Source organism: Acidovorax sp. Leaf160, assembly GCF_001424265.1.
Taxonomy (GTDB): Bacteria; Pseudomonadota; Gammaproteobacteria; order Burkholderiales; family Burkholderiaceae_C; genus Paracidovorax.
On record NZ_LMOV01000012.1, the window covers coordinates 537,666 to 561,532 of the forward strand.

18 protein-coding genes and 1 tRNA gene are annotated in these 23,867 nt (G+C 70.2%); 12 read left to right on the forward strand and 7 right to left on the reverse strand.

Going from position 1 to position 23,867, the window contains the following annotated elements; translation table 11 throughout:
- Nucleotides 1-486: 486 nt before the first annotated feature.
- Nucleotides 487-783: an AlpA family transcriptional regulator gene (locus ASF94_RS20765; RefSeq protein ID WP_082493102.1), complete on the forward strand. Its 297-nt coding sequence runs from the start codon at nt 487-489 to the stop codon at nt 781-783.
- Here the strand turns inward: ASF94_RS20765 and ASF94_RS09030 are convergent.
- On the reverse strand, nt 726-2,039 hold the full coding sequence (locus tag ASF94_RS09030; RefSeq protein ID WP_056664555.1) for an integrase family protein: 1,314 nt from the start codon (nt 2,037-2,039) through the stop codon (nt 726-728). The two genes, ASF94_RS20765 and ASF94_RS09030, sit on opposite strands and share 58 nt — an antisense overlap.
- A gap of 226 nt (nt 2,040-2,265) precedes the next feature.
- On the opposite strand from ASF94_RS09030, the gene ASF94_RS09035 reads away from it, so the two are divergent.
- Nucleotides 2,266-2,339 (forward strand) — tRNA-Gly (locus tag ASF94_RS09035).
- On the opposite strand, the gene ASF94_RS09040 is transcribed toward ASF94_RS09035, so the two are convergent.
- Nucleotides 2,306-3,319, reverse strand: a complete 1,014-nt coding sequence (locus ASF94_RS09040; RefSeq protein ID WP_082493103.1) for a pseudouridine synthase — start codon at nt 3,317-3,319, stop codon at nt 2,306-2,308. The two genes, ASF94_RS09035 and ASF94_RS09040, sit on opposite strands and share 34 nt — an antisense overlap.
- A gap of 286 nt (nt 3,320-3,605) precedes the next feature.
- On the opposite strand from ASF94_RS09040, the gene ASF94_RS09045 reads away from it, so the two are divergent.
- A complete protein-coding gene (locus tag ASF94_RS09045; RefSeq protein WP_056664558.1) occupies nt 3,606-6,038 on the forward strand; it encodes an AsmA family protein in 2,433 nt (810 codons plus the stop codon).
- Nucleotides 6,039-6,157: 119 nt separating this feature from the next.
- On the opposite strand, the gene ASF94_RS09050 is transcribed toward ASF94_RS09045, so the two are convergent.
- Both ASF94_RS09050 and ASF94_RS09055 read right to left on the reverse strand, forming a co-directional pair.
- Nucleotides 6,158-7,087 (reverse strand): sensor histidine kinase, encoded by a 930-nt coding sequence (locus tag ASF94_RS09050; protein WP_200933044.1) that lies wholly within the window; start codon nt 7,085-7,087, stop codon nt 6,158-6,160.
- A 22-nt stretch (nt 7,088-7,109) separates the two neighbouring features.
- Entirely contained in the window at nt 7,110-7,835 is a 726-nt protein-coding gene (locus ASF94_RS09055; RefSeq protein WP_235505321.1) for a response regulator transcription factor, read from the reverse strand.
- A 714-nt stretch (nt 7,836-8,549) separates the two neighbouring features.
- On the opposite strand from ASF94_RS09055, the gene ASF94_RS09060 reads away from it, so the two are divergent.
- The 4 genes from ASF94_RS09060 to ASF94_RS09075 all read left to right on the forward strand — a co-directional run bounded on the left by ASF94_RS09060 (nt 8,550) and on the right by ASF94_RS09075 (nt 12,827).
- Nucleotides 8,550-8,984 (forward strand): hypothetical protein, encoded by a 435-nt coding sequence (locus ASF94_RS09060; protein ID WP_056664563.1) that lies wholly within the window; start codon nt 8,550-8,552, stop codon nt 8,982-8,984.
- 101 nt (nt 8,985-9,085) lie between these two features.
- Complete coding sequence (locus ASF94_RS09065; protein WP_156382467.1) at nt 9,086-9,544, forward strand: hypothetical protein; 459 nt, start codon at nt 9,086-9,088, stop codon at nt 9,542-9,544.
- Nucleotides 9,545-9,798: 254 nt separating this feature from the next.
- Nucleotides 9,799-11,526: a DUF4384 domain-containing protein gene (locus ASF94_RS09070; RefSeq protein ID WP_156382486.1), complete on the forward strand. Its 1,728-nt coding sequence runs from the start codon at nt 9,799-9,801 to the stop codon at nt 11,524-11,526.
- 74 nt (nt 11,527-11,600) lie between these two features.
- Nucleotides 11,601-12,827: an SEL1-like repeat protein gene (locus tag ASF94_RS09075; RefSeq protein WP_235505307.1), complete on the forward strand. Its 1,227-nt coding sequence runs from the start codon at nt 11,601-11,603 to the stop codon at nt 12,825-12,827.
- 72 nt (nt 12,828-12,899) lie between these two features.
- Here the strand turns inward: ASF94_RS09075 and ASF94_RS09080 are convergent, their stop codons facing one another.
- The gene (locus ASF94_RS09080; RefSeq protein ID WP_082493105.1) at nt 12,900-16,118 is read right to left on the reverse strand and encodes an error-prone DNA polymerase; all 3,219 of its coding nucleotides are present in this window, start codon (nt 16,116-16,118) and stop codon (nt 12,900-12,902) included.
- 386 nt (nt 16,119-16,504) lie between these two features.
- Between ASF94_RS09080 and ASF94_RS09085 the strand changes: the two genes are divergently transcribed.
- A complete protein-coding gene (locus ASF94_RS09085) occupies nt 16,505-16,954 on the forward strand; it encodes an SH3 domain-containing protein (RefSeq protein WP_056664946.1) in 450 nt (149 codons plus the stop codon).
- A 31-nt stretch (nt 16,955-16,985) separates the two neighbouring features.
- Here ASF94_RS09085 and thiD read toward each other — a convergent pair whose 3' ends face one another.
- On the reverse strand, nt 16,986-17,906 hold the full coding sequence (gene thiD, locus ASF94_RS09090) for a bifunctional hydroxymethylpyrimidine kinase/phosphomethylpyrimidine kinase (RefSeq protein ID WP_082493106.1): 921 nt from the start codon (nt 17,904-17,906) through the stop codon (nt 16,986-16,988).
- Nucleotides 17,907-18,269: 363 nt separating this feature from the next.
- Between thiD and ASF94_RS09095 the strand changes: the two genes are divergently transcribed.
- From ASF94_RS09095 to ASF94_RS09110, 4 genes are read left to right on the forward strand one after another with little or no spacing between them, the layout of a single operon-like run.
- The gene (locus ASF94_RS09095) at nt 18,270-19,412 is read left to right on the forward strand and encodes an FAD-dependent oxidoreductase (RefSeq protein WP_056664572.1); all 1,143 of its coding nucleotides are present in this window, start codon (nt 18,270-18,272) and stop codon (nt 19,410-19,412) included.
- Nucleotides 19,409-19,606, forward strand: coding sequence for a sulfur carrier protein ThiS (thiS, locus tag ASF94_RS09100; RefSeq protein WP_056664575.1), 198 nt, complete (start codon nt 19,409-19,411; stop codon nt 19,604-19,606). The genes ASF94_RS09095 and thiS overlap by 4 nt, the downstream gene beginning before the upstream one ends.
- Nucleotides 19,607-19,643: 37 nt before the next feature.
- Complete coding sequence (locus ASF94_RS09105) at nt 19,644-20,471, forward strand: thiazole synthase (protein WP_056664578.1); 828 nt, start codon at nt 19,644-19,646, stop codon at nt 20,469-20,471.
- Complete coding sequence (locus ASF94_RS09110) at nt 20,464-21,399, forward strand: thiamine phosphate synthase (RefSeq protein ID WP_056664581.1); 936 nt, start codon at nt 20,464-20,466, stop codon at nt 21,397-21,399. The genes ASF94_RS09105 and ASF94_RS09110 overlap by 8 nt, the downstream gene beginning before the upstream one ends.
- A gap of 143 nt (nt 21,400-21,542) precedes the next feature.
- Here ASF94_RS09110 and ASF94_RS09115 read toward each other — a convergent pair whose 3' ends face one another.
- Nucleotides 21,543-23,849, reverse strand: a complete 2,307-nt coding sequence (locus ASF94_RS09115; protein WP_235505308.1) for a hypothetical protein — start codon at nt 23,847-23,849, stop codon at nt 21,543-21,545.
- Between the last annotated feature and the right edge of the window lie 18 nt (nt 23,850-23,867).

Sequence of the window (23,867 nt, forward strand, 5' to 3'; positions counted from 1 at the left end):
CTGCCCGCCGACTTCCCCGAGCCGGCCGACATGGTGCTGATGCATCACGCGGGCCAGTGGTGGGTGCTGGTGGACATCACGCTGCGCATGCTGAAGCCGCGCGAGCTGTATCTNCCCGAGCCGGCCGACATGGTGCTGATGCATCACGCGGGCCAGTGGTGGGTGCTGGTGGACATCACGCTGCGCATGCTGAAGCCGCGCGAGCTGTATCTGGCGCAAGGCTTCCCGGCCGGCTACCAGTTTCAGGAGATCCCCGACCCTGCCCTGCTCTTCGCCGACGGCAAGCAGGCCACGGACTTACCGCTCGCCGTGCCGCGCATCCCGCTGAGCACCACCGCCCAGGTTCGGATGTGCGGTAACAGCGTCAGCCCGCCGATGTCGGAAGCGCTGGTGCGATCGAACTTCGCGCACGAGATGGCCTGGATGGCCGCCGCCTGACTTGCCAATCCTCAACAAATCACGACACCGCTACGCCGGGAGCAACCCATGACCGCCCCCAAGAAACCACGCACCATCGTCACGATCTCCCCTATGTACCTGGCCAAGCCAGACGCCGCCGCCTACCTCTCGATCTCCGAGAGCATGCTCGACACGCTGGTCAGTAGTGGCGAGCTGCCACGCCCTCGCAAGCTCAGCACGGGCCGGGTGGCGTGGCTGGTGAACGACCTGACCGAGTGGGGCCAAGCCCGGCCCGTGTCGGACCTGCTGCCGCCCATCAACTCGGGCTACGGCCGGGCCGGCGCACCGTCATCAGCGGCCGCGGTGGCCTGCGTTTCCAGGTGATCGCTCAGCCGCTGCAGCCACTGCACGCGCTCGGCGTCATAGCTGTAGGCGTTGTAGGTGTCGATGATCTCCGCCGGCATGTGGCCCACGATCGCCTCGCCGATCTCGTTCGGGCAGCCGAGGCTGGCCAGCAGCGTGCGGGCGGTGCGGCGCAGGTTGTGCGGCGTCCAGTTGGTGACGGGCAGCACCAGGCCATCGCCCTGGCGGTCGGCCACCTTGCTGGCGTAGGGCTGCAAGTTGTAGATGTAGGTCGAAAAATCGTGCTGCACGTATTGGTCACCGCGCACGTCCTCGAACAGCCAGCCTGAGCGGCCAATCGCAGCCAAGCGCCGCGCGACAACCTCCCGGGCCCGCCCGAACAGCGGCACACGCAGATCCACCGCATAGGCACGCAAATGGTTCTTCGTCTGGCTTTTCGGAACCGTCCACCATAACGCGCCCTTCTCCGCTTTCACGTTCTCGGCTCGCATCCCCAGAAACTCGACCCCGCGCGTGCCCGTCCAGAGGTACATCACGACGCTGTCCCGCCCCAGATCGTGCATGTTGGGCAACCAGGCCACCAGGCGCCCCACCTCTTCCGCCGATAGCACCCGCCGAGCGCCCGTGACGTGCTTGCCGCCCACCACCTTGCCCTTGCTCTTAAGCTGACCACGCATCACCAGGCGCCACCAGTTGGCCGCGCCGTCCGGCAGGCGGCCTGAGTCCAAGGCGTGATCCCAGGCCGTCCCCAGCATCGAGCGTAGCTTTGCAGTCGCCGTCGGCGTAGCTTTGCGTCGCGCCAGCACGTCGAACGCCTGAGCGCGCGTCACCTCGGCCGCCGGAGTGGATGCGAAGTCGGCCTCGTCGCTCAGAAGCCGCAGCAGCGCCCGCTGGGCGGCCTGCCCCCCAGCTTCCTTGCGGCTGGGAAGCAGCACCCCATCGATGTACTCCGACACGACCCGCTCGACGGTCATGACCTGCGCAGGCTTGACGACCGCGCGGCGTTCATCGCGGACTGCCTTCCGCGCGGCCGACGGGTCATTGCCGGCGGCGCGCTGCTCGCGCAGCTTTTCCCAGGCACCCACAGCCTGCTGGACGCTCACCGCGGGCCAGTGGCCGATCGCCACCTGTTTCATCCGGCCGTCGGCCACCGACTTGTAGCGGTACGTCCACGTCTTGCTGGTGGCCGTAGCCACCAGTCGCAACCCCGAACACCCGTCGATCACCATGTGCTGGCCGGCGGCCAAAAGCTTCGCAGCGCGCGCATCGAAATGCATGACCCTTATACTCGCAGCAATCGCCACCCCCACAGCGGGGGTGACCGACGAAGCGGCGGCGTAGCCTGACTCCAGACCTACGCCAAAGCTTACGCCTCGGTGCCAAGTGTATTAGGGTTCGGTTGGGTCAATGTGGGATTGACTACAACGTGTAGACAGAGCGCAAACCCGTTGCTGACAGGCACTTAGGACGGAAAAGCGTTATAGATCAACGCTGATAGTGCATGCGGGTGTAGTTCAATGGTAGAACGGCAGCTTCCCAAGCTTCATACGAGGGTTCGATTCCCTTCACCCGCTCCAGCATCCTGCAGATGTCTGGCCTCCCCCGTTTTCTGATCATCCAGACTGCGCACCCGCCTTGGCGCAAGCTCTGACAGCGCAAGCAGCTGGCGTTGGCTGTCGAAGCACCGCTCCTCGCCGGTCACGGGATCGACGAATTCGAGACGGCGCGCCAGAAGCTGCAAGGGCCGCGAATAGTCGCCGGGCGGCGGATCGTTGACTTCCGGATAGAACGCGTCGCCCCAGAGTGGCAGGCCCAGGGCAGCCATGTGTACACGCAGCTGGTGGCGCTTGCCGGTCACGGGCGCCAGCCGGTAGCGTGCCCAGCCGCCCGCTTGCTCCAGCACCTCCATGTGCGTGCGGGTGTTGGGCTCGCCCGGCACTTCGTGCATGCGAAAGAACTGCGGGCTTTCTTCCATGCGGCTGACGTGCTCCCGCGGGAACGTGATGTCGGGTCGCCAGGGCGCGTTCGCTTCGTAGACCTTGCGCACGGTCCGGTCGCGGAACAGGGCCTGGTATGCGCCCCGCGTGGCGCGCTGGGTCGAGAAAAGCACCAGCCCGGCCGTGTCCCGATCGATGCGGTGCACGGGCGACAACTCCGGCAGCCCGAGCCGGCGTTTGAGCCGCACCAGCAGCGTGTGGTGCAGATAGGCTCCGGTCGGCACCACGGGCAGGAAATGCGGCTTGTCCGCCACCAGCAGGTGCTCGTCCTGGTAGATCACCGACTCTTCGAACGGAATGGCAGGCTCGCTCGGCAGGCTGCGGTAGTAATAGAGCCGCAGACCGGGCACGAAGGGACGCTCGGCCGTGGCGGGCACGCCCCACTCGTCGACCACCTCCCCTGCCTGCATCCGCCGTTGCCAGTCGCTGCGAGGCACCAGCGGCAACCGGGCGGCGAGGAAGTCCAGCAGCGTCCCGGTGCCCTGGGAGGGCAGCACCACGCAGCTGGGCCCTACCCCGTCCCGCACGGGCAAAACCTGGGGATCCTTGCGGTTGTACATGCATGCGATTGTAGGCTGACGCCTCATCTTCTCCACTATTGAAAACGTAGCACACTCTGGCGGCCTGGCGGGCGCAAGCCGCGTTTTAAATGGGCCCGCGTCGGGATCGCAGCCGGGTTGTAGGACAACTGCGGCAAAGCCGTCTGGAGCGGCTCCAAACAGGCGCTGCAGCACTAGCATCCCTTCATCGCGCACCGCGCTCCACTCAACCGGGCCGGCCGCCATGCAATGCGCTTCGTCGTCCTGGTGATCCGATGCGCGCAGGGGGCCATGGCCTGTGCCTTCCATGCCCAGTTCCTCGATCGGCCGTCTGGCCCCAGCCGCCCCCACCACCCCTGCCCGCCGGCAATCGGGGCGCGCCCTGCGCTGGGTCCTGGCCCTCGTCGGCACCCTGGCCGCGCTGGTGATCGTGGCGCTGATCGTTCTCACGCACTGGGACTGGAATCGTCACCGGCCCTGGGTGAATGCGAAAGTCAGCGAGGCGACCGGCCGGCATTTCGCCATCGAAGGAGATCTGTCGGTGGACTGGCACTGGCCCCAGCCGCTGGAGACGGGCTGGCGGCGCTGGGTGCCGGGCGTGACCGTGCAGGCCCAGCAACTGGTAATGGACAACCCGGATGGCTTCACCTTCGCCGAAGAACCCGCGAAGGGCGACAAGACGCTACCGGCGCTGCCGCGCAAGCCGCAGCCGATGACCGAGCAACAGGTCGCGGCTGCCGAGGCCACCAGCAAGAAACTGAAGGCCGCTGCCCGCGCCGAACCCGCTTCCGCGCCCGCGACCGTCGCTTCGTCAGCCAGCGCCGCAGCACCCCGCGCGTCCGAGCCGGCCACGGCGCAGGCTGCACAGGCGCAGGCCTCGGATGCCGCCCGCGCACTGGCGCTGGAGAAGTCGAACGCGCCCACGGCGCAGGCGCCCGAGCGCGGGCCGCAGACCATGGGCACCCTCGCCAGCGCCAGCGCCACACTGCGGCTCTGGCCGCTGCTGGCGCGCAAGGTGGTGCTCGACACGGTCGTGCTCACCTCACCCGACATCGCGCTGGGCCGCAAGGCCGATGGAACCAACAACTGGACCTTCAAGCAACGTGACGACGCGAAGGACGACCCCGAGAAGTCCGACAACCCCTGGGATCTGAGCGTGGGTCAGCTCATCATCCGCGGCGGCTGGCTGGGTTACGTGGATGGCACCAAGGACCTGGCGCTGCGCGCTCGCGTGGACACGATCGACACCGACGCGGCGCCTGCAACATCCGGCCCGGGCGCAAGTCCCTATGGCGTGCGCATGGCGCTGCAGGGCCGCTACGGCAAGGCGCGCATACAGGCCACGGCCCAGGGCGGTTCCGTGCTGTCGCTGCGCGAGCAGGTGGTGAACTACCCCCTGCAGTTCAAGGCGCGGGCGGGCAGCGTCCAGGCAGAGGCCGAGGGGATTCTGGCCAATCCGGCGGCCTTGTCGGGCCTGGACTTCCAGGTGGCGCTCCAGGCGGCCAGCATGGCGGACCTGTTCGATCTGACCGGCATCGTGCTCCCCAACACCCCGCCCTTCCAGACGCGCGGCCATCTGATCGGCAGCCTGGCGCCCGAGCGCGCGACCTGGGAATACCGCGACTTCCGCGGCACCGTGGGCGAAAGCGACCTGCAGGGCAGCCTGACCTACACCTCCGCCCAACCCCGTCCGCAGCTGAAGGGCACGATGAAGTCTCGCCAGTTGCGCCTGGCCGATCTGGGGCCGGTGGTGGGTGCACCCACGGGCGATGGCGCCCAGGAAAAGGGCACGTCCAAGCGCGCCGGCAAGGTGCTGCCCGATGCCGCCTTCGCCACCGACCGCTGGAACGCGATGGACGTGGACCTGACGTTCGCCGGCGAACGCATCGTGCGGCCCGACAGCCTGCCCATCGAGAACCTGAGCGTGCATGCCAAGCTGCAGAACGCCGAGCTGACGCTCGAGCCGCTGCGTTTCGGCGTCGCGAAGGGCAAGATCGATTCGCGCGTGGTGCTGGATGCGCGCGACGGGCCGCTCAAGACGCAGTTGCGCGGTTCGGTCGAAGGACTGCAGCTGTCCGCCCTTTTCCCCAAGGTCGAGCTGATGGAGAAGAGCTTCGGCCGGCTGGATGGCGGGGTGGCTCTGTCGGCCACCGGCAACTCGGTGGCGCGCATGCTGGGCAGCAGTTCCGGCGAGGCGCGGCTCTACATCCGCGATGGCACCTTCAGCAAGCAGATGCTCGACCTGGCCGCCCTCAATGTCGGCAGCGTGGTGGTGTCGCGCCTCTTTGGCGAGAACGAGGAAGTGAAGCTGCGCTGCGCGGTGGCCGACTTCGCGGTGCGCGACGGGGTGGCAGAGACACGCTCGGTTCAGCTCAGCACCGACGAAGCCCTGGTGGAAGCCGTGGGCACCGTGGATCTGCGCAACGAACAGATGAACCTGCGCATCAAGCCTGAATCGCTGAAGTGGAAGTTCCTGTCGCTGCGCACGCCGCTCTACGTGCGCGGCACGTTCTCCGACCCCAAGGTCGGCCTGGAAGCGGGCCCGTTGCTGCTGCGCGCGGGTGCCGCTGTGGCCGCCGCCGCCGTGGCGCCGGTCGCCCTGGCGCTGGTACCGATCACCGTGCCCGCGGCGGAGGACGACTCGCGCTGCAACGAGCTTCTGGCCCGGTCCCGTCAGGCCGTGAAGGCGGGCAAGGCAGGTGCCGCGGCGCCCGCGCCCCAGAATCAGCCACAACGCTGAAATTGGGCCTAAAAATGCCTCGCGCGCCCTTCCAATAAGAGTATGCAGCTATACTTATCATAGCAAAATGGGGTGGCGGCCCGGTTGGGCGCAGCCCGCGCCCCACCCCAGCGTGCACGTCAGCGCGGCTGAGGGTCGGGCACGGTGACGCACACGCAAAGCCCCTGGCCCCCCTCGCCCGGCTCCAACGTCAGCCGGGCCCCCGCCGTGCGCGCACGCCGATCCATGCCGGCGATGCCCTGGCCTGAGAACCTGCCGGGCGAGGCCGGCGGTTCGTCGGAAAGGTGTGGCGCCAGCCCGCCCGCCCGGGCCAGCGGGGCCGTGGCGTCCGGTAGCTGCGCGAGCCCCTTCCCGTTGTCGCTGATGCGCAGCACCCACGCGCCTTCGGAGCCGTCCGCGCCGGTCAGGGAATCGTGCCTGAGCGACACCCTCAGCCGCGTGGCACCCGAATGCTGCAGCGCATTGCTGATGGCTTCCCGGGCGATGTAGGTCAGCTCGAGTGCGCTGCCGCCCACCGGCATGCCAGCGTCGGGCCAGGCTTGCACGTCCCACTCCAGGTGCATGCCGCGCCGGTCGAGCACGGGCTGCACCCGGTGACGCAGGCGCGCCAGCCGGTCGACCAGCGTATCGTCGTGGCCGTCCATCGAGTCGACCAGCAGGCGGACGTCGAGCATGCACTGCTCCAGCGCTGCCAGCGCGGGCTTCTGGGCCGGGTCGTTGGCGTCCAGCAGGGCCATCGCGGTGACCAGTTGCAGGCCCACCTGGTCGTGCAGGTTCCGGCCGATGCGCTCGCGCTCGTGCTGAACCTCGGGGCTGGGCCGGGCGCTGAGCCGCGGGCGCCAGCGCAAGGCGCGCGGCAGTTGCAGCACGAGCAGCACCCCCAAGCCCACCGTGCAGGCCAGATTCAGCAGATGCCAGGCGCGCAGGTCGGACGGTGGCTGGGCGGCGCCGGCATCGAGCCGGTGGTACATCGCCAGGTCCAGCACGCATTGCAGCCCCCAGAGAAGGACGCAAGCCAGCGCATAGGCGGGCGGACGGGTACGAAACACGATGGGGCCAATGGGTTCGCGATCAGAACAGTCCGCGCAGCGATGCGAACCGCACCGCCTGCGCACGGGTGCGCACCTGCAGCTTGCGGTAGATGTTCTTGATGTGGGTGTTCACGGTCAGCCCGCTGATCTCCAGGCGGGTGCCGATCTCTGCGCTGGTGTAGCCGCTGGCGACCATGCGCAGCACCTCTTTTTCCCGCAGTGACAGCCGCTCGGGCTCGCGTTCCCGATCGGCCTGCGCACGCACGGGCAAGCCGCCACCGGGCAGGCCGGCGCTCGACGCATCGAAGCGCTGGAGAAGTCGGCGCGCCAGATTCGGCGTGATGGACGCGCCGCCGTTGACCACCTGCAGTACGGCCTGGGGGTAGTTGCCGAACCAGGAATGCTTGACCAGGTAGCCCGTGGCCCCCAGTTCAAAGGCACGCAGCACCTGGTCGTCGTTCTCCATGATGGACACCATCACCGCCTCCGCGGTCGGACGCGCGCTCTTCATGTAGTCGATGAGCGTGAAGCCCTCCCCGTCGCCCAGGTTGAGATCCACCAGCATCACGTCGAACTCGTGCTGCTTGATGGCCCTGCGGCCCTCCCGAACGCTGGTCGCCTGCGCAACGAGCAGGGTTCGCGGGTCCGCCATGAGCTCCTGCGCGATGACGCGGCGCATATGGGTGTCGTCGTCCACCAGCAGCACACGGACGGGCTTGTCCACCTGGCCGGACAGGAATTCGGGCCAGACGCTGGAGGGCCCCATGGCCGCCGCTGACCGGTCTACCGGGGCCGCAGCTGTGCCTTCCGCGCGGTCGGCGACCGCGCTGTCCGTCTCATAGATGCTCGACATCTGACTCCTCCGCCCTGCATTACACGCAGCATTTATTGATCCGTGACCCAAGGCCGTCACGGGGTTGGCGAAAGGTATCGGAAATGCAAACAAATATCCACAGCTGTATCCGGAAGTAGTGTCCGGCAACTAAAGACACATTTGGATACTACCCAGACGAGGGTAGGCCTGGGCTTTCTTTTTACTTGAACTTGGACCTCCGTCGGCGATGCGGGCAACGTTCCAGCGGCCGCCGTAAGTGTTTCGGCGCTGACCGGCGCCGCCAGCGCCGGCCTGCATGGCGCTGAGGGAAGGCCAACGCTGGTAGCAAGGTAGAGAAAATGACTTGTTGCGATGCTTACACATTGACACTACCCCATCGAGCGATTTCGGTTGCGTGCTCGGCACACCGTGCGGATGCCGGCTGTAGGAGAAGAAGACGACTCGATGCGGCGCTGGCAGCAGCTCCGAGTACGAGGAAATGGGTACCCCATCGGGGCGATGGGCGAAGGCGAGGGGTGGCGGGACACTGCATCCAGACGCAGACGAAGGGCCGCAAACAAGCAACCCGGGTCTGGGTCGAATCCCGCCAAGGGGGCCGAAATCGGTCGGAACCCAGCGGTTTTTCCTCAATTCAAGGAGCGTGTCATGAAGAAGCTTGCAATCATTTCGTTGAGCCTGGTCGCTGCATCTGCCTTTGCTACCGGTTACGGCCATCCAGAAATCAACATCGACGCCGCCAGCGTGCAGGTGACGTCGCTGGCCAACAGCGCCGTGACCAACACGGCCACCGGCGGCGGCGAGGCCCGTCAGAACCTGGCCAGCAACGCAGGCAACGTGTACATCGGCGCAACCTCGATGCAAATCGTGGCAACGCAGAACACCGGCATCGCGAACAGCGCCTCCGGCCAATACGCAGCGGCCACCCAGAGCCTGGCAACCAACCTGGGCAAGGTGAACGTGGATGGCCTGCAGGTGCAGATGGTGGCCGCCAGCAACTCCTACATCGGCAACTCGGCGGCCGGCTACTCGAAGGCGGTGCAGAACGTGTCGACCAACAACGGTTGCCAGGCCTGCAACTGATCGGCTGACCGATCCACCCCGGCTTGTGCGGAACAGGCATGGCCCAAGCGCCCGGTGCGCGAGGCCAGGCCGTTTCGCACGGCCCCACTGGAGCCGACCCCATGATCAGGACTTCCACACTCGTGCCGAACACCCGCCTGCGCCCACGCCTCGTGCTGGGCTGGCTGTGCACGGCTGGCTGCGTCGCTTCGGCCTGGGCGCCTGCCTTGGCCGCGCCGGGTGAAGATCCGGTCGTGCTGCGCGGACCCATCCAGACTCTGTCCCTGCCCGTCGGCAATGCGCCGAAGTCCCAGGGGCTGGAAACCATGGACGAAATGCCGTCTTCGCTGCGCGCCAAGGTGGCCCGCTACACGGCGAAGGCCTATTCGGCCGACACGCAGGGCATCGCCACCGACAGCGACGTCGTGACCACCGCCAGCAGCGATGGCTTCCGCAAGACCTGCGTGCAGGACGTAGGCAGCAACACCACCAGCAGCAACTCGGCCTTCGGTCGCTACGGGCCCGGCAAGCAGGACCAGGTGGTCGTGCTGCGCGGCGACCTCGTCAACGTCTGTCGCTGAAGCAGAGCGCTCCGCGTCGCTGCGCACCCACGCACCGCCCACCGGCCCACCGGCCCACCGGCCCACCGGCTGACAGACTGACCTGACCAGCCCGCCGATCCGCGAACGAACGCCACCACAAAAACACAAGACAGCGCGGCCGTGCCACTGCCGGCACCTGGCTGCCGCCTGCACGCCTGCCGAGGGACCAGCGCATGACCACCACCATCCACCTTCCCGGGACGGCCCGCGGCCGGCAACTGCGGCTTGCCTGCATGTCGCTGTGCTGCGCAGCCGCCGCCTTGCTGGCGGGCTGCGCCGCCCCGCTCAACGCACGCGAAGACGCCGAATTCCAGTCGCACAGCTATGCGGCCGACCGGCCCACCGTGCGGCCGGTGCGCTCCCTCTCCAGCTTCTCCGATTCGCTGATGTGCATGGATCACCTCTTCCGGGCGACCCAGATGCCCACGGTGCTGATCAGCAGCAAGCAGATTCCCGACTTCTCGGGCCGCGTCGCCGTCGCCACCAAGGATATGGTGATCACGGCGCTGTCGCAGATGTCGCGCCTGTCGAATGCCTTCCGCTACGTGGACTACGAAGTGGACATCGCCCGGCAGGACACGGTGCAGAACCTCACCACCATCCTGCTCAACAACAACCAGATCCAGCTGCAGCGCCCGGCGCTCTACGTCTCCGGTGCCATCGCCTTCGTGGACCAGAACGTGCTGCGCAACAACGCAGAGGCGGGGACCTCCGCCAGCCGGCTGGAGGTGGGCTACAGCCGCACCCGCAACACGACCGTCATCGGGCTGGAGATGCACCTGGGCGATTTCCGCACGCGGACCATCATCCCGGGGCTCGATTCCGCCAACGAGATCGTCATCGGCACCAGCGGCCAGGGGCTGGACCTGGCCGGCCGCATCGGCAGCTACGGCGTGCAGTTCAGCGTGGGGCGCGACTATGCCCAAGGCTCCGGGCCCGCCGTGCGAACGCTGGTCGAACTCGCGATGATCGAGCTGGTGGGCAAATGGGCACGCGTGCCCTACTGGCAGTGCCTGACGCTGGAGCAGACCCACCCGGACTTCCAGCGGCAGCTGCGCGACTGGTACGACGAGGGCGACGCCGTTTCGCAACGCCAGCTGGTGCGCGGATCACTCATCAGCCGGGGCTACCTGCCGGCCGGCGCCACGGGCGACGGGCCTGCCGACCTGGCACGGCTGCGCGAGGCGCTGGCGCGGTTCCAGGCCGACCAGGGCATGGTGGTGACGGGTGTCGTCGATTTCGCCACCTATGAACGGGCCATGCGCAGCTTCGTCGGCCTGGGAGCGGACGGCCGGCTGGTGCGGGTCGGCTGGGAAACGCGCAGCGGCATGGCCGTCGCCGCGGCGGCCGACGCGCCCGTGCCCGTGCCGCTCGTGGCTGCTGCGGCAGATGCCGGGGGCCACGCCGTCGCGCAGCTGATGCAGACCCAATACGGCGCCGCCGCGCCCGACCGCCGCATCGACCTGCAGATCGAGAACGTGCTGCTGGACCGCAAGGCGTTCGAGGTGGGCGAGCAGATCTTCATGTCCGCGACCGTGTCGCGCGCCTCCTACCTGTCCTGCTACATGGGCGGTGCCAACGGATCGGTGATTCGGCTGCTGCCCAATGCCACCAACACATCGGGCTGGGTGACCGGTGGGCAGGCCGTGCGGATTCCGGACTGGATGAGCCCGCTGCCCGGGTTCGTGATGGACGCAGGCAGCCCCGGCACCGAAGGCCTGGCGTGTTTCGCCACCGACGAAGACATCACCGCCCGCCTGCCCGAATCGCTGCGCGGCCCCGCCTTCAAGCCGATCGCTGGCATGACCACGCTCGACAGCGTGAACACGGCCATCGCCGCCGCCCTCGGCCCCGACCGTTACACCGGCCACGCCACCTACTGGCAAGTGGTGCCCCGGCGCGCGGCTGCAGCACCGGCAGCGCCCGCCGCAGCGCCCAAGGCTGCGCCGCCTGCGAAGTGAGCCCGCCCGTGCGCCGGTGCCCTGCTCCCCCGCCCATCGCGCGCCCCGTGCGCGCGGCGCTGGCTGCAGCGTGCGTGGCCCTTGCGGGTGCCCCGCCGGTCGCGCAGGCTGCCGCCAGCTTTGTGGCGCCAGCGGCGCAGGCGCAGGGGCCGGTGATCGGGCCCGACGCGGTGACCCCGGCTTCGCCCGGGCTGCCGGGCAGCGGCGCGGCGGCGCCCAGCCCGGCCACCCAGCGGCTGCGGGCCCTGGCAGAAGGTTCCGGCGCGGCCCTTGCCGAGCCCGATGGCAGGCCCGGCCCCCCGGCGCCCGTTCGCCGAGGCGGGGGCACCCTGCAGCCGGCCTCCCCGGCGCAGCGCGACGCGGCATGGACGCTCGGCCTGCTCGCGCTGCACGGCATCGGCATGCCGGCCGACGCCGCCCAGGCCCGGCACTGGTTCGACAGGGCCCGCCAAGCCGGCCACCCGCTGGCTGCCGCAGGCCTGGCCTGGTGCGACATCGATGGCTGCGGCGGCCCGCCCGACCCGGCCGCAGCGCGGCCCTGGATCGCCCAGCTGCGGACGGCCGACCCGGCCCTGGCGCTGTACCTGGAATGGTTCGTGGCCACACGACTGGCGCCCCTGCCGACGGCACGCCCGCAGGGCCCGCCGGGTGCCGCGCCCACCGAGGAGGCCGCGCCGCCGCACCAGGCGCTGCTAGCGCGGGCCGCGCGGGCCGGCAGCGCCGGTGCGCAGAACGAGCTGGCGCTGGAGAACGTCGCGCGGGGACGCACCCGCGCAGCCCTGGAGCTGCTGCGCAGCGGGGCGCCCCGCTCGCCGGCTGCGGCCGCCAACCTGCAGCGCCTGTCCAGCCGCCCGGCGGACGACGCAGCGCCTGCGGCTTCCGCGCGCACGGTGCCGGCGCCGCCGCGGGCCTCGGCGCGGGCCGTCGCCGCGCAGCCGGGGGACAGCGAGGTGGACACGCCCGAACCGCAGACCGTCGCGGAACTGTTCCAGCAGGCGCAGCGCTTCCACCGGGGCATGGGCGTGCCCTCCAACTATGCCGAGGCCATCCGTCTCTACCAGCAGGCCGCCGCCCGGGGTTCGGCGCCCGCGCGGCGCATGCTGGAACTCATCTATTCCCGCCCGGCGGCCGGTGGCGGCGTCGACATTGGCTGGATGCAGCAACTGGCCCGCTTCGACGTGAGCCAGCCGGGCGAACTGCTGCCCGTCCTGCCAGCGCCGGGGCCGCAGCCGCTGCTGCGGGACCCGTCGCCACTCTACGAGCTGCTGCCCTCGCCCTGGCGGCCGACCGGCCCTCCCTAGGCAGGCTTGGCTTTGATGGCAGTGCAGCCTCGGTGGTCGGGCACCGGGAAGGGGCAAGCCCTGGGACTGGCTTCAGTGAAAGTCCCGACTGCCGTCCAGCGCCTGGGCCATGCGGCCCAGCAGGTCGGTCAGGTCGCGAAAGCGCTGCGCCACCAGGTGGCGCACCGTCGTCTGGCTGCCCGCGGGCGTGATGCTCTGCCAGACGCCTTCCACCGCCAGCAGCCGCGCCCGCAGAAGCGGCGCCCGCCAAGTCTCTACCAGCGCGGGCCAGACGATGACGTTGACCGAGCCGGTCTCGTCTTCCAGCGTGACGAACATGGTGCCCTTGGCCGAACCCGGCCGCTGCCGCACGGTGACGATGCCGCAGGCGCGCACCCGGTCGCCATCGCCCGCGCTCTGCAATTGCAGGGTGGTACGCAGTCGCCAGCGGTCCAGCCGCGGTCGCAGCAGGGCCAGCGGATGGCGGCGCAGCGTGAAGCCCGTGGCGGCGTAGTCGAACAAGATCTCCTCGCCCTCTTCGGCCTCGGGCATGTCGAGCGGAGCCTCCTCCACGGGCGCGTCGCGCAGCAGTGGGGGCGCCCGCAGCTGCGCGGCGGCGTCCCAGGCCTGCTGGCGGCGGTGGCCCGACAGGGAATGCAGCGCATCGGCGGCGGCCAGGGTCTGCAGGTGGTGGCGTTCCAGCCGGGCGACCAGCGCCAGTTCCTGCGTGGAAGCGAAGGCCGGCGTCGATGCGTCGCCAGTGGCCTGCCGGCCGAGCCGCGCCTGCACCACGCGCTCGGCCGCCGCCGAGTCGAGCCCGGCCACCAGCCGCAGGCCCAGCCGCACCGCCGGCTGCGGCAGATCCACCTGCGGCAGCGGCAGCAGCTCGCCTTCCAGCGTGCTGTCCACCTCGCTGTGCGACACGTCGATGGGCAGCACCCGCACCCCGTGCCGGCGGGCGTCCTGCACCAACTGGGACGGGCTGTAGAACCCCATGGGCTGCGAATTCAGCAGCGCGCAGAGGAAGGCCGCCGGCTCGTGCCGCTTGAGCCAGCTGCTGGAATAGGCCAGCTGCGCGAAGCTGTAGGCGTGGCTTTCCGGAAAGCCGTATTCGCCGAAGCCCAGAATCTGCTGGAAGATGCGATCTGCGAATTCGGCCGGGTAGTCGCGCTGGCGCATGCCTTCCTTGAGCAGCCCCTCGAAGCGGTGCACGCCGCCCTTGCGCCGCCAGGCCGCCATCGATCGGCGCAGGTCGTCCGCCTGCCCGGCGGTGAAGCCGCCCGCCTGCATGGCGATCTGCATCACCTGCTCCTGGAAGATCGGCACGCCGAGGGTCCGCCCGAGCGCGCCCCTCAGCTTTTCGTACTCGATGGGCAGCGGACCTTCGTTGCCGGCCGCCACCCACTGGCGCTGGCGTTCGCGCGCCTCCAGGTAGGGGTGCACCATGCCGCCCTGGATGGGGCCGGGCCGCACGATCGCGACCTCCACCACCAGGTCGTACAGCGTGCGCGGCTGCAGACGCGGCAGCATGCTCATCTGCGCGCGGCTCTCGATCTGGAACACGCCCACGGTGTCGGCACGGCAGATCATCTCGTAGGTGGCCGGGTCCTCGTTGGGGATGGCCTGCAGGTCCCAGCGCTCGCCGCGCAGGGCCGCACGCGCGTCCAGCCCGCGGCGCAGCGCGCTCAGCATGCCCAGCGCCAGCACGTCCACCTTCAGCATCTGAACGACGTCCAGGTCGTCCTTGTCCCACTGGATGATCGAGCGGTCCTTCATGGTGGCCGGCTCCACGGGCACCAGCCGGGTCAGCGGCCCCTGGGTGAGCACGAAGCCGCCGACGTGCTGGCTCAGGTGGCGCGGAAAGTCCTTCAACTGGCGGGACAGCTCCAGCCACAGCGCGGTCAGGTGCGCCGGCAACGGCACGCCGCAGGCATCGGCCAGCTCCTGCAGCCGCTCCTCGGCAATGGCTTCGTCGAACCAGTGGTGGTCCTTGGCGAAGGCGTCGATCAGCTCGGGCGGAACGCCCAGCGCCTTGCCCACGTCGCGCAGCGCGCTGCGGGTGCGGTAGCAGGTCACCACGGCGGTGATGGCGGCGCGGTCGCGGCCGTACTTGGCGTAGATGTACTGGATGACCTGGTCGCGCCGGTCGTGCTCGAAGTCCACGTCGATGTCGGGCGGCTCGCTGCGCTCCTTGCTGATGAAGCGCTCGAACAGCAGATGCGAGGTGGCCGGGTCCACCGCCGTGATGCCGAGGTAGTAGCACACCGCCGAGTTGGCCGCCGAGCCGCGCCCCTGGCAGAGGATGCCGACGCTGCGCGCGAACCGCACGATGTCGTGCACCGTGAGGAAGTACATCTCGTACCCCCGGTCGGCGATCAGGTCCAGCTCCTTGTGGATCTGCGCCTCGATCCGGGGCGGCACGCCTTCCGGGAAGCGGGCCTCCACGCCCTGCCAAGTGAGCCAGGCCAGGGTTTGTTGCGCCGTCATGCCGGGCAGCACGCTTTCCAGCGGGTAGCGGTAACGGATTTCGCGCAGGTCGAAGGTGCAGCGGCTCGCCACCTCCAGCGTGGCGGCCAGCAGCTCGGGCGGGTAGGTGCCCGCCAGCCGCACGCGGGGACGCAGGTAGCGCTCGGCATTGGCCTGCAGTTCGAAGCCGCATTCCGCCACCGGCCGCCCCAGCCGCACGGCGGTGATCACGTCCTGCAGCCGCTTGCGGTTGCGCTGGTGCATGTGCACGTCGCCCGCGGCCACCAGCGGCAGGCCCAGTTCGGCGCCCACGCTTTCGAGGGTATGCAGCCAGAGGTTGTCGTCCTGCAGCAGGTGCAGCTCCACCGCCAGCCAGGCGCTGCTCGCGTCCAGCTGCGCCAGGGCGGCCTGCAGGCAGCCGCGCAGCGCCGGCAGGTCGCCCGCGTCGGTGAAGTGGGCACGCTGCGGCGCGATCAACACCTCGCAGCCCTGCAGCAGGTGGAACGGCGACATCGCATCGACCCGGTACTGCCCCTTGGGCACGCCCTGGCGGGCGGCGGTGATGAATTCGCAGAGGTTGCCCCAGCCTTCCAGGTCACGGGCCAGGGCGACCAGGGTGAGCGGGCCGAAGGCGAACTCCGCGCCCAGGATGAGCCGCAGGCCCTGCTGCACCGCCGCGACATGCGCCCGCACCACGCCCGCCACAGAGCATTCGTCGGTGATCGCCAGCGCCTCGTAGCCCAGGGCCACGGCCTGCGCCACCAGCTCGTGCGGATGCGAGGCCCCACGCTGGAAGCTGAAGTTGGAGAGGCAGTGCAGCTCCGCGTAGTCGGGTAGTTGGGGCAAGGCGCGCTCGGAGATGGAGAGAAACGGGCGGTTTGGCCAGGCGCTATTGTCGGGGCGCGATTGCTATCCCTTTGATAGCGACGAGCGCAATATGAACGGGCATATCAAGCCGATTCGCCTTGAAATGCCCGCAGCGTCTGCGCACTCCGCTATGAACTTGGAAGCACGGCCCGGCGGGCGGCCTTTGGGCCGGGGCCCAAAAAAGCAGGAACTTCACTGGCACGGGTTTCTCCACCGGGGTTCGCTTTCCTGCGCGCCCTCATCGGCGTGCCCTCTTCCATCCTCTCGATCCAAGGAGTTCTCGCCCTGTGCCCGATTTGACCCCAGCCCAGACCCATGCCCCCCACACCGCCCACTGCCCTGCCGTTGGCGACACCCGCTCGCCGCTGCCGCGCAGGGCGCTGGCCGCCCTGCTCTCTGCCGGTCTGCTGCTCACTGCGGCCGCCACGGCCAGTGCGCAGAGTTTCGTCAGCATCAAGGGCTCGAGCGTCAACGTGCGCGAGACGCCGTCCACCCGGTCCGACACGCTCTGGGAACTGGGGACCGGCTACCCGCTGCAGGTGACGCAGCGCAAGGGCTCATGGCTGCGCGTGCGCGACTTCGAATCGACGCTGGGCTGGGTGTACGCCCCGCTCACCGCCCGGACGCCGCACATGGTGGTGACCGGCTCCAGCGCCAATCTGCGCGCCGGCCCCGGGCCGCGCCACAAGGTGGTGGGCAAGCTGCAGCATCTGGAGGTGGTGCGCACGCTGAAGAAGACCGATGGCTGGGCGCAGGTGCAGCGCGAGGGCGGCCAGAAGGGCTGGGTCGCCCGCCGGCTGGCCTGGGGTTGGTGAGGCGCCGGGCCTCGGCCGGGCCCGGCCCCGGTCAGCCCAGGATATGCTGCGCGACCGGCGCATGGCCGTGGTTCAGCGGCCCGTGCCCGCGGCCGGTGCGCACGTCGGCCCCCGCGGCGATCGCCGCAAGGATGTAGGCCCGCGCGGCCCGCACGGCGGCGGCCAGCGGCAGGCCCAGCGCCAGGTGCGAGGCGATGGCCGACGACAGCGTGCACCCCGTGCCATGCCCGTTGTGCGTGACGATGCGGGCGGACTGCAGCCGCTCGTGGCCCGCACCGGGCGAGTCGCCCGCGCCGGCCAGCACGTCCACCACCCAGTCGCCCGGCAGGTGGCCGCCCTTGAGCAGCACGGCACGTGCGCCCAGGGCCAGCAGATCGTCGGCGGCGGCATCGAGGTCGTCGATGCCGCCAATGGTGCGGCCCAGCAGCCAGCCGGCTTCGTCCAGGTTGGGCGTGACGAGCGCGGCCAGCGGAAACAGCTCGCCCACCAGCGCGCCCACCGTCTCGGTAGCGATGAGCCGGTCGCCGCTGGTCGCAACCATCACCGGGTCGAGCACCACATGCGGCAGGCCGTGCGAGCGAATGGCGTCGGCCACCACGCGGACCACCTCGGGCGAGTGGAGCATGCCGATCTTGACCGCATCGACGCCGATGTCCTCCACCACGGCGTCGATCTGCGCGCGCAGCATCGCGGGCGGAATGCCGTGGATGCCGCGCACCCCCATCGTGTTCTGCGCCGTGATGGCGGTGATCGCCGTCATGCCGTAGCAGCCGAGCGCGCTGAAGGTTTTCAGGTCGGCCTGAATGCCGGCGCCGCCGCCGCTGTCGGAGCCGGCGATGGAGAGCACGCGGGCATAGCGCCGGCCACCCGGTGCAGGCCCGGGAGCGGTTGCAGGCGCAGGCGCAGGCGCGGGTGCGACACCGGCCGGCGAATTGTGGTCGTGGACGTTCATGGCAAAAATTATCGAGCATGCCGCACGGCCGTCGGCGCGTGGCTTCGTCGCCCGCCCCTAGCAAGCAAGCAAGCAGGCAGGCAGGCAGGCAGCTCCACGCCCACCGCAGGGCTTCGGTCGATGTGCTGTAATTCGCGGCACGGACGAAACAGGGGTGTCCTGCCCACCCGGCCCTTCGGGGGACGGTTCAGGCGGCGACTGAGAAATACCCTGGGGCCTTTGACCGACGCCCTGGCGCTTGCAGCGCCGCGCGGCAGGCCCCGCCACCCGATCCAGGTCATGCTGGCGTGGGGAGTTTCAACATCGGAACCACCCGTTTTGTCTGCCTTCCCTCCAGCCTGGCCTGACCGACGACGGACGACGATGTTCCCCCTGCTGCAATCCCCTTCCTCCATCACCGTGCTGGGCGCGGGCCTCATGGGCCGGCTGCTGGCCGTGGCGCTGGCGCGCGAGGGGCACCGCATCGACCTGTACGACGCCGCCGGCCCGGGCGCGGAAGGGTCGGCCGCGCGGGTGGCGGCGGCCATGCTGGCGCCCCTGGCGGAATCTGCCGTGACCGAGCCCGGCGTGGTGCGCATGGGCCAGCACGCCCTGGGCCGCTGGCCCGAGCTGCTGGCTCCGCTGGCCGCGCCCGTCTATTTCCAGCAGAACGGCACGCTGATCCTCTGGCACCGGCAGGACGCTACCGATGCGGCCCGGCTGCGCGGCACGCTGGAGCGCAACCAGGCCGCGCTGCCCGACCTTCCCGCCATGCAGGTGTTGGACAGCGCCGGGGTGGCGGCACTGGAGCCCGCTGTGGCGCACCGCTTCGCGCAGGGCCTTTACCTGCCGGGCGAGGGCCAGCTGGACAACCGCCAGCTGCTGGCCGCGCTGGAGGCGACGCTGGCGGAATTGCCGGTCACGCTGTACTGGCACAGCGCACGCGGCCCGGAAGACTTCCGCCCCGGACAGTCCGGCCAACCCGACTGGGTGATCGACTGCCGGGGCCTGGGCGCGCGCGGCCAGTGGCCGGCGCTGCGCGGCGTGCGCGGCGAGGTGGTGCGGCTGCATGCGCCCGAGGTCACGCTGCAGCGGCCCACCCGCATCGTGCACCCGCGCTATCCCATCTATATCGCGCCGAAGGAAGACCACCTCTTCGTGATCGGCGCCACCGAGATCGAGTCGGACGATTTGTCGCCCGCCAGCGCGCGCTCCACCCTCGAACTGCTGAGCGCGGCCTACGCCGTGCACAGCGGCTTCGCCGAGGCGCGCATCATCGAGATCGCCACGCAGTGCCGCCCCACCCTGCCCGACAATCTTCCCGCCGTCCGCCGGACGGCCGAGCGGGTGCTGGAGGTCAACGGTCTCTACCGGCACGGCTTCATGATCGCCCCGGCGATGCTCGACGTCGTGCTGCAGGTGCTGCACACCGGACAATCGCCCCTTGCCTCCCGGTTTGACCTAGCGCTGCAGCTGCACCCCGCGCAGCAGGCGGCACCGGCCTCCGATTCCTGCACTGTCCCATGAACATCCTCATCAACCAGGCCGCCGCCGAGCTGCCACCCGCCGCCACCGTGTCCGATGCCATCGCCCATGCCGGTGCCCGCCCGCCTTTCGCCGTGGCCGTGAACCTGCAGTTCGTGCCCAAGGGCCGCTACGAACAGCACGCGCTCGCCGAGGGCGACCGGGTCGAGATCATCGCACCCGTCACGGGCGGCTGAACACGCTCGACCATCCCGCTTCACCAGACCCATCTCCATGCCGCTTCCATCTCCCTCCCCGACTGCCGACAGCGCCGACGCGCTGGTGCTCTACGGCCAGACCTTCCAGAGCCGGCTGCTGCTGGGCACCGCCCGCTACCCGTCGCCCGCCGTGCTCGAAGCCGCCGTGCGCCGCGCGCAGCCGGCCATGGTGACCGCGTCGCTTCGCCGCCAGGGCAGCAACGCGGCCGAAACCGGCAGCAGCTTCTGGGAGCTGCTGCGCCAGCTGAACGTGCCGGTGCTGCCCAACACCGCCGGCTGCCACAGCGTGCAGGAAGCCATCACCACCGCGCAGATGGCGCGCGAGGTGTTCGACACGCCCTGGATCAAGCTCGAGCTCATCGGCGACGACTACACGCTGCAGCCCGACACGCTGAACCTGGTGTCCGCCGCCGAGCAGCTCATCCGCGACGGCTTCCAGGTGCTGCCGTACTGCACCGAAGACCTGGTGCTCTGCCAGCGCCTGGTGGACGTCGGCTGCCAGGCCGTCATGCCCTGGGCGGCGCCCATCGGCACCGGCCGCGGCCCCGTCAACCCCTACGCGCTGCAACTGCTGCGCGAGCGGCTGGACGTGCCCATGCTGGTCGATGCCGGACTGGGCCTGCCCTCGCATGCCTGCCAGGTCATGGAATGGGGCTATGACGGCGTGCTGCTGAACACGGCCGTAGCCCTGGCCACCGACCCGGTCGCCATGGCCGGCGCTTTCGCCGACGCCGTCAGCGCGGGCCGCGCGGCTCGCACCGCCGGCGCCATGACCGCGCAGGACGCGGCCCAGCCCAGCACGCCGGTGCTGGGCACCCCTTTCTGGCACCACGACCATGGCTGATTCCGCACCCCTCTCCCTGGCCGATGTCGACTCGCTGGCGCGGTCCATCCGGGCCCACCACGGCGCCGACTACGCCGACTTTCCGGCGCAGCCGGTGACTGCCGACGCCGCAGCCGGCCTGGACGACCCGGTCGCGCAGACCGCCTTCCGGGCCTGCAGCGCGCTGGGCTTCATCGCACACGACGCGCGCGCGCTGGCACGGGCCTGGGCCGCGCAGACGCGCCGGCTGGGCCGCTTCGACGCCGCCCGCTGGCCCGACGAGCCGGCGGACTTCGGGCTGCAGCCGCGCCCGCATGCACGGGCCTTCCCGCCCTGCCCTGACGCGCTGGGGCTCTACGCGGTGCTGCCGGACGCTGACTGGGTCGGTCGCATGGCGCGGGCCGGCGTGCCCACGGTGCAGCTGCGCTTCAAGTCGGGCGATGCGGCGGCCATCGACCGCGAGGTGCGCGCTGCGGTGCAGGCCGTGCGCGGCACCTCGGCGCTGCTGTTCATCAACGACCACTGGCGCCAGGCCATCGAAGCGGGCGCCTACGGCGTGCACCTCGGCCAGGAAGATCTGGACGCGCTGGCGCCCGATCAGCTGGAGGCCCTGCGGAGCGCGGGACTGCGCCTGGGCGTCAGCACCCACGGCTATGCCGAGATGGTGCGCGCCGATGCCGCGAGCCCGAGCTACGTGGCCATGGGTGCGGTGTTCCCCACCACCCTCAAGAAGATGGCGACGGTGCCGCAGGGGCTGGCGCGACTCGCCGCCTACGCCCGCCTGATGCGCGGCTATCCGCAAGTGGCCATCGGGGGTATCGGCCTGTCGCAGTTTCCCGACGTGCTGGCCACGGGAGTGGGCTCCATCGCCGTGGTACGGGCGCTGGTCAACGCGCCCGAGCCGGAAGCCGCTGCGGCCGAACTGATGCGCGCGATGGCCCCGGCCTGAACGCAGCTGCCGCGAGCAGCAAGGCCGCCGCGCGCGCGGCCGCCTCCGGGCGCTGGGTCCAGGCGGCGGGCCCAGGCGTTGGGCCATGCAAAAAGGGGCATCGCTGCCCCTTTTTGACGTTCAAGCACCCGTTCCATCCGCGTCTATTCGGGTTTGGGCCGCTTTTGCTGTTCTTCCAGCTCGAAGCTGACTTCGAACCGGTCGCTGGCGGAGCCGAAACCTGCCGGCTGGGTGGTCGGCGAGGACGGCGCTCCCGCAAAGCCCGGTGCGTTGCCGCCGGCCTGGGGGGTGGGCTCCGACAGGTCCAGGTCGAGATCGAGATCGAAGGAATCCACCACCAGCCCTGGCGCGGGCGCGGGTGGACGCGGCGGCGTGGCGGGCAGGTCGCCGAACGACGAATCGAACGACAGGTCCGGCAGCATGTCGATGGCAGGCACCGCAGCCACCGCACTGCCGCCCAGGGCGGCGGCACCGGCCGGATAAGCGCCGGCGTCGCCCGCCAGCGGGGTCGTGCGTTCACGCGGCCCCGGCGCACCACGGTCCGAAGGCGCCGTGGTCTGGGCGATCGACAGCAGCAGCAGCAAATCCTCGAAAGCGGCCAGATCGAAGGGCTCTTCGCACACGGTGCCCTCGGTGAGGAACACGCAGTTGGCGATCCAGTCGATCACTTCGGGCGTCGGCCAGATGGCTTCGATCCGCGCCAGAGTGTCCGGGTATTCGAGCAGCGTGCGGCCGGGCCGGTGGAAGGCGGTGAAGTCGGGCACGCGCGCATTGAAGAACGCCTGGAAACGCTCGCTCAGCTCGTTGAACGCCTCGGCCCGGCTCAGCGTGTGGAAGAGGCGCAGCAGCTCCAGGTAGGCAGACGGCGAGGTGCTGCCATGCGCTGCAATGAACTTCTGCAGCACGCCGATGGCCTGGTCGTGCTCGCCGACGGAGACGAAGAATTCAGCCTGCTGCTGGACGTCGAACAGCGCTTCGGGACCGGGTTGCCGCTCGTCCCGCGCAGCCGCTGGGTGGGCGACACCGCCCGACGACTTGGCGGCCAGCACGGCCGAGGCGCCGGCAGCGGCGGCCACGGCCGCAGCCGAGGCTGCTGGCTCCATCGCCGCAGACGGCTTCGCGGCAGACGCGGCGGTCAAGGGGGGCTTCTGGCGACTGGCAGCCGTGGCGGCAGCAGCGGCTGCGGCAGTTGCGGCGGTTGCGGGCACGCTGGCCGCCGGCTGCTTGGCCCAGCCAGGCGCGGGCGATGGAGACACGCTGATCGGCGCATCCCAGCGGTCTGCGTCTGAGGGGCGGCTCTGGAGCGATTCCGCGCCCTCGGCGCCTTCGAGGATCACCCCCTCGCCCGGCCGGTTGCTGGCTTCGACCGAATGCATCCAGCCCGTGGCGGCAGCGCGCCGCGAGCGGCTCCAGAGCCAATAGGCGAGCGCCACGGCGATGAGCAGCAGCGCAATCAGCGCATAGACGATCACGGCGGGGAAGCGCTCGGATTCCGCGGCCTCCAGGCGCTGGCGCAGATCGGCGGCGGCGGCGCGCTCAGTGCCTGCCTGCGCGCGCTGGGTGGCGGCATCGGCCTCCAGCTGGGTGATGCGGCCGGCTGACTTCTGCACCTCCTCGGGTGGCGTGTTCAAGGCACGCCAGAGGGCAGCGGCCTCTGCGCGCCGGGCGTCGCTGGCGGTGGCGGCCGGTGCGGGCAGCTCCTGCGAACTGCGCAGGGTCAACGGCGATTCGAGCCAGACTTCCAGCGGTTCCATCACCAGGCGCGGCTTGGGTGCCTCGGCCGGGGCCGCAGTGGCCGAAGCCGCTGCCGCGCGCGTGCGCGCCGGAGCCGCACGCGATGCGGCTGCGGCGTTCCGGTTGGCGGGAACGGCACGGCGCGCCGGCGTGGCGGCGGCGGCGTTGGTGGCTGGCGCCGGGGCGCGCGCACCCGCCGTATCGCCAGCCGTGCCGCGCGCTGCTGCAGCCGCCGCTGCGCGCGAAGCGCCAGCGCCGTCAGCGGGGGCACCGGCCGGGGCGCCCTGCGCGAGCCTGCCCAGATCCACCGGGCGGCTGCCACCACCGGCGGCAGCGTTGGCCGCTGCGGTCTCGGGCAGTTCGGCGAGAAAGGTGTATTGGCGGGTGATGGCGCCGGAGCAGCCGCCCGTCAGCGTGGCCGTGAGCACCGGCTCGTCGGCGGAGATGAAAGCCCGCACGCGGACGCGCGGGGTGCCGGCACCCTGCACGGGCGTGACTTGCACCTTGGAATCTGCGATGGGCGTGGAGCCCGAGACGAGCTTCGCAGTGATGCATGACGACGCCACGTCGCTGCCCGGGTCAGGCGTCACATCGAAGGTCAGGTCCACGGGTGCGCCGAGCACCACGGCGCCGCGGCTGTTACCCAGCGACAACGCGCCAGCGCTGCATGCAGCGACCGACAGCCCGACTCCCAAGATGGCGTTACTGATTTTCACAATAGTTTCTTTTGTTGC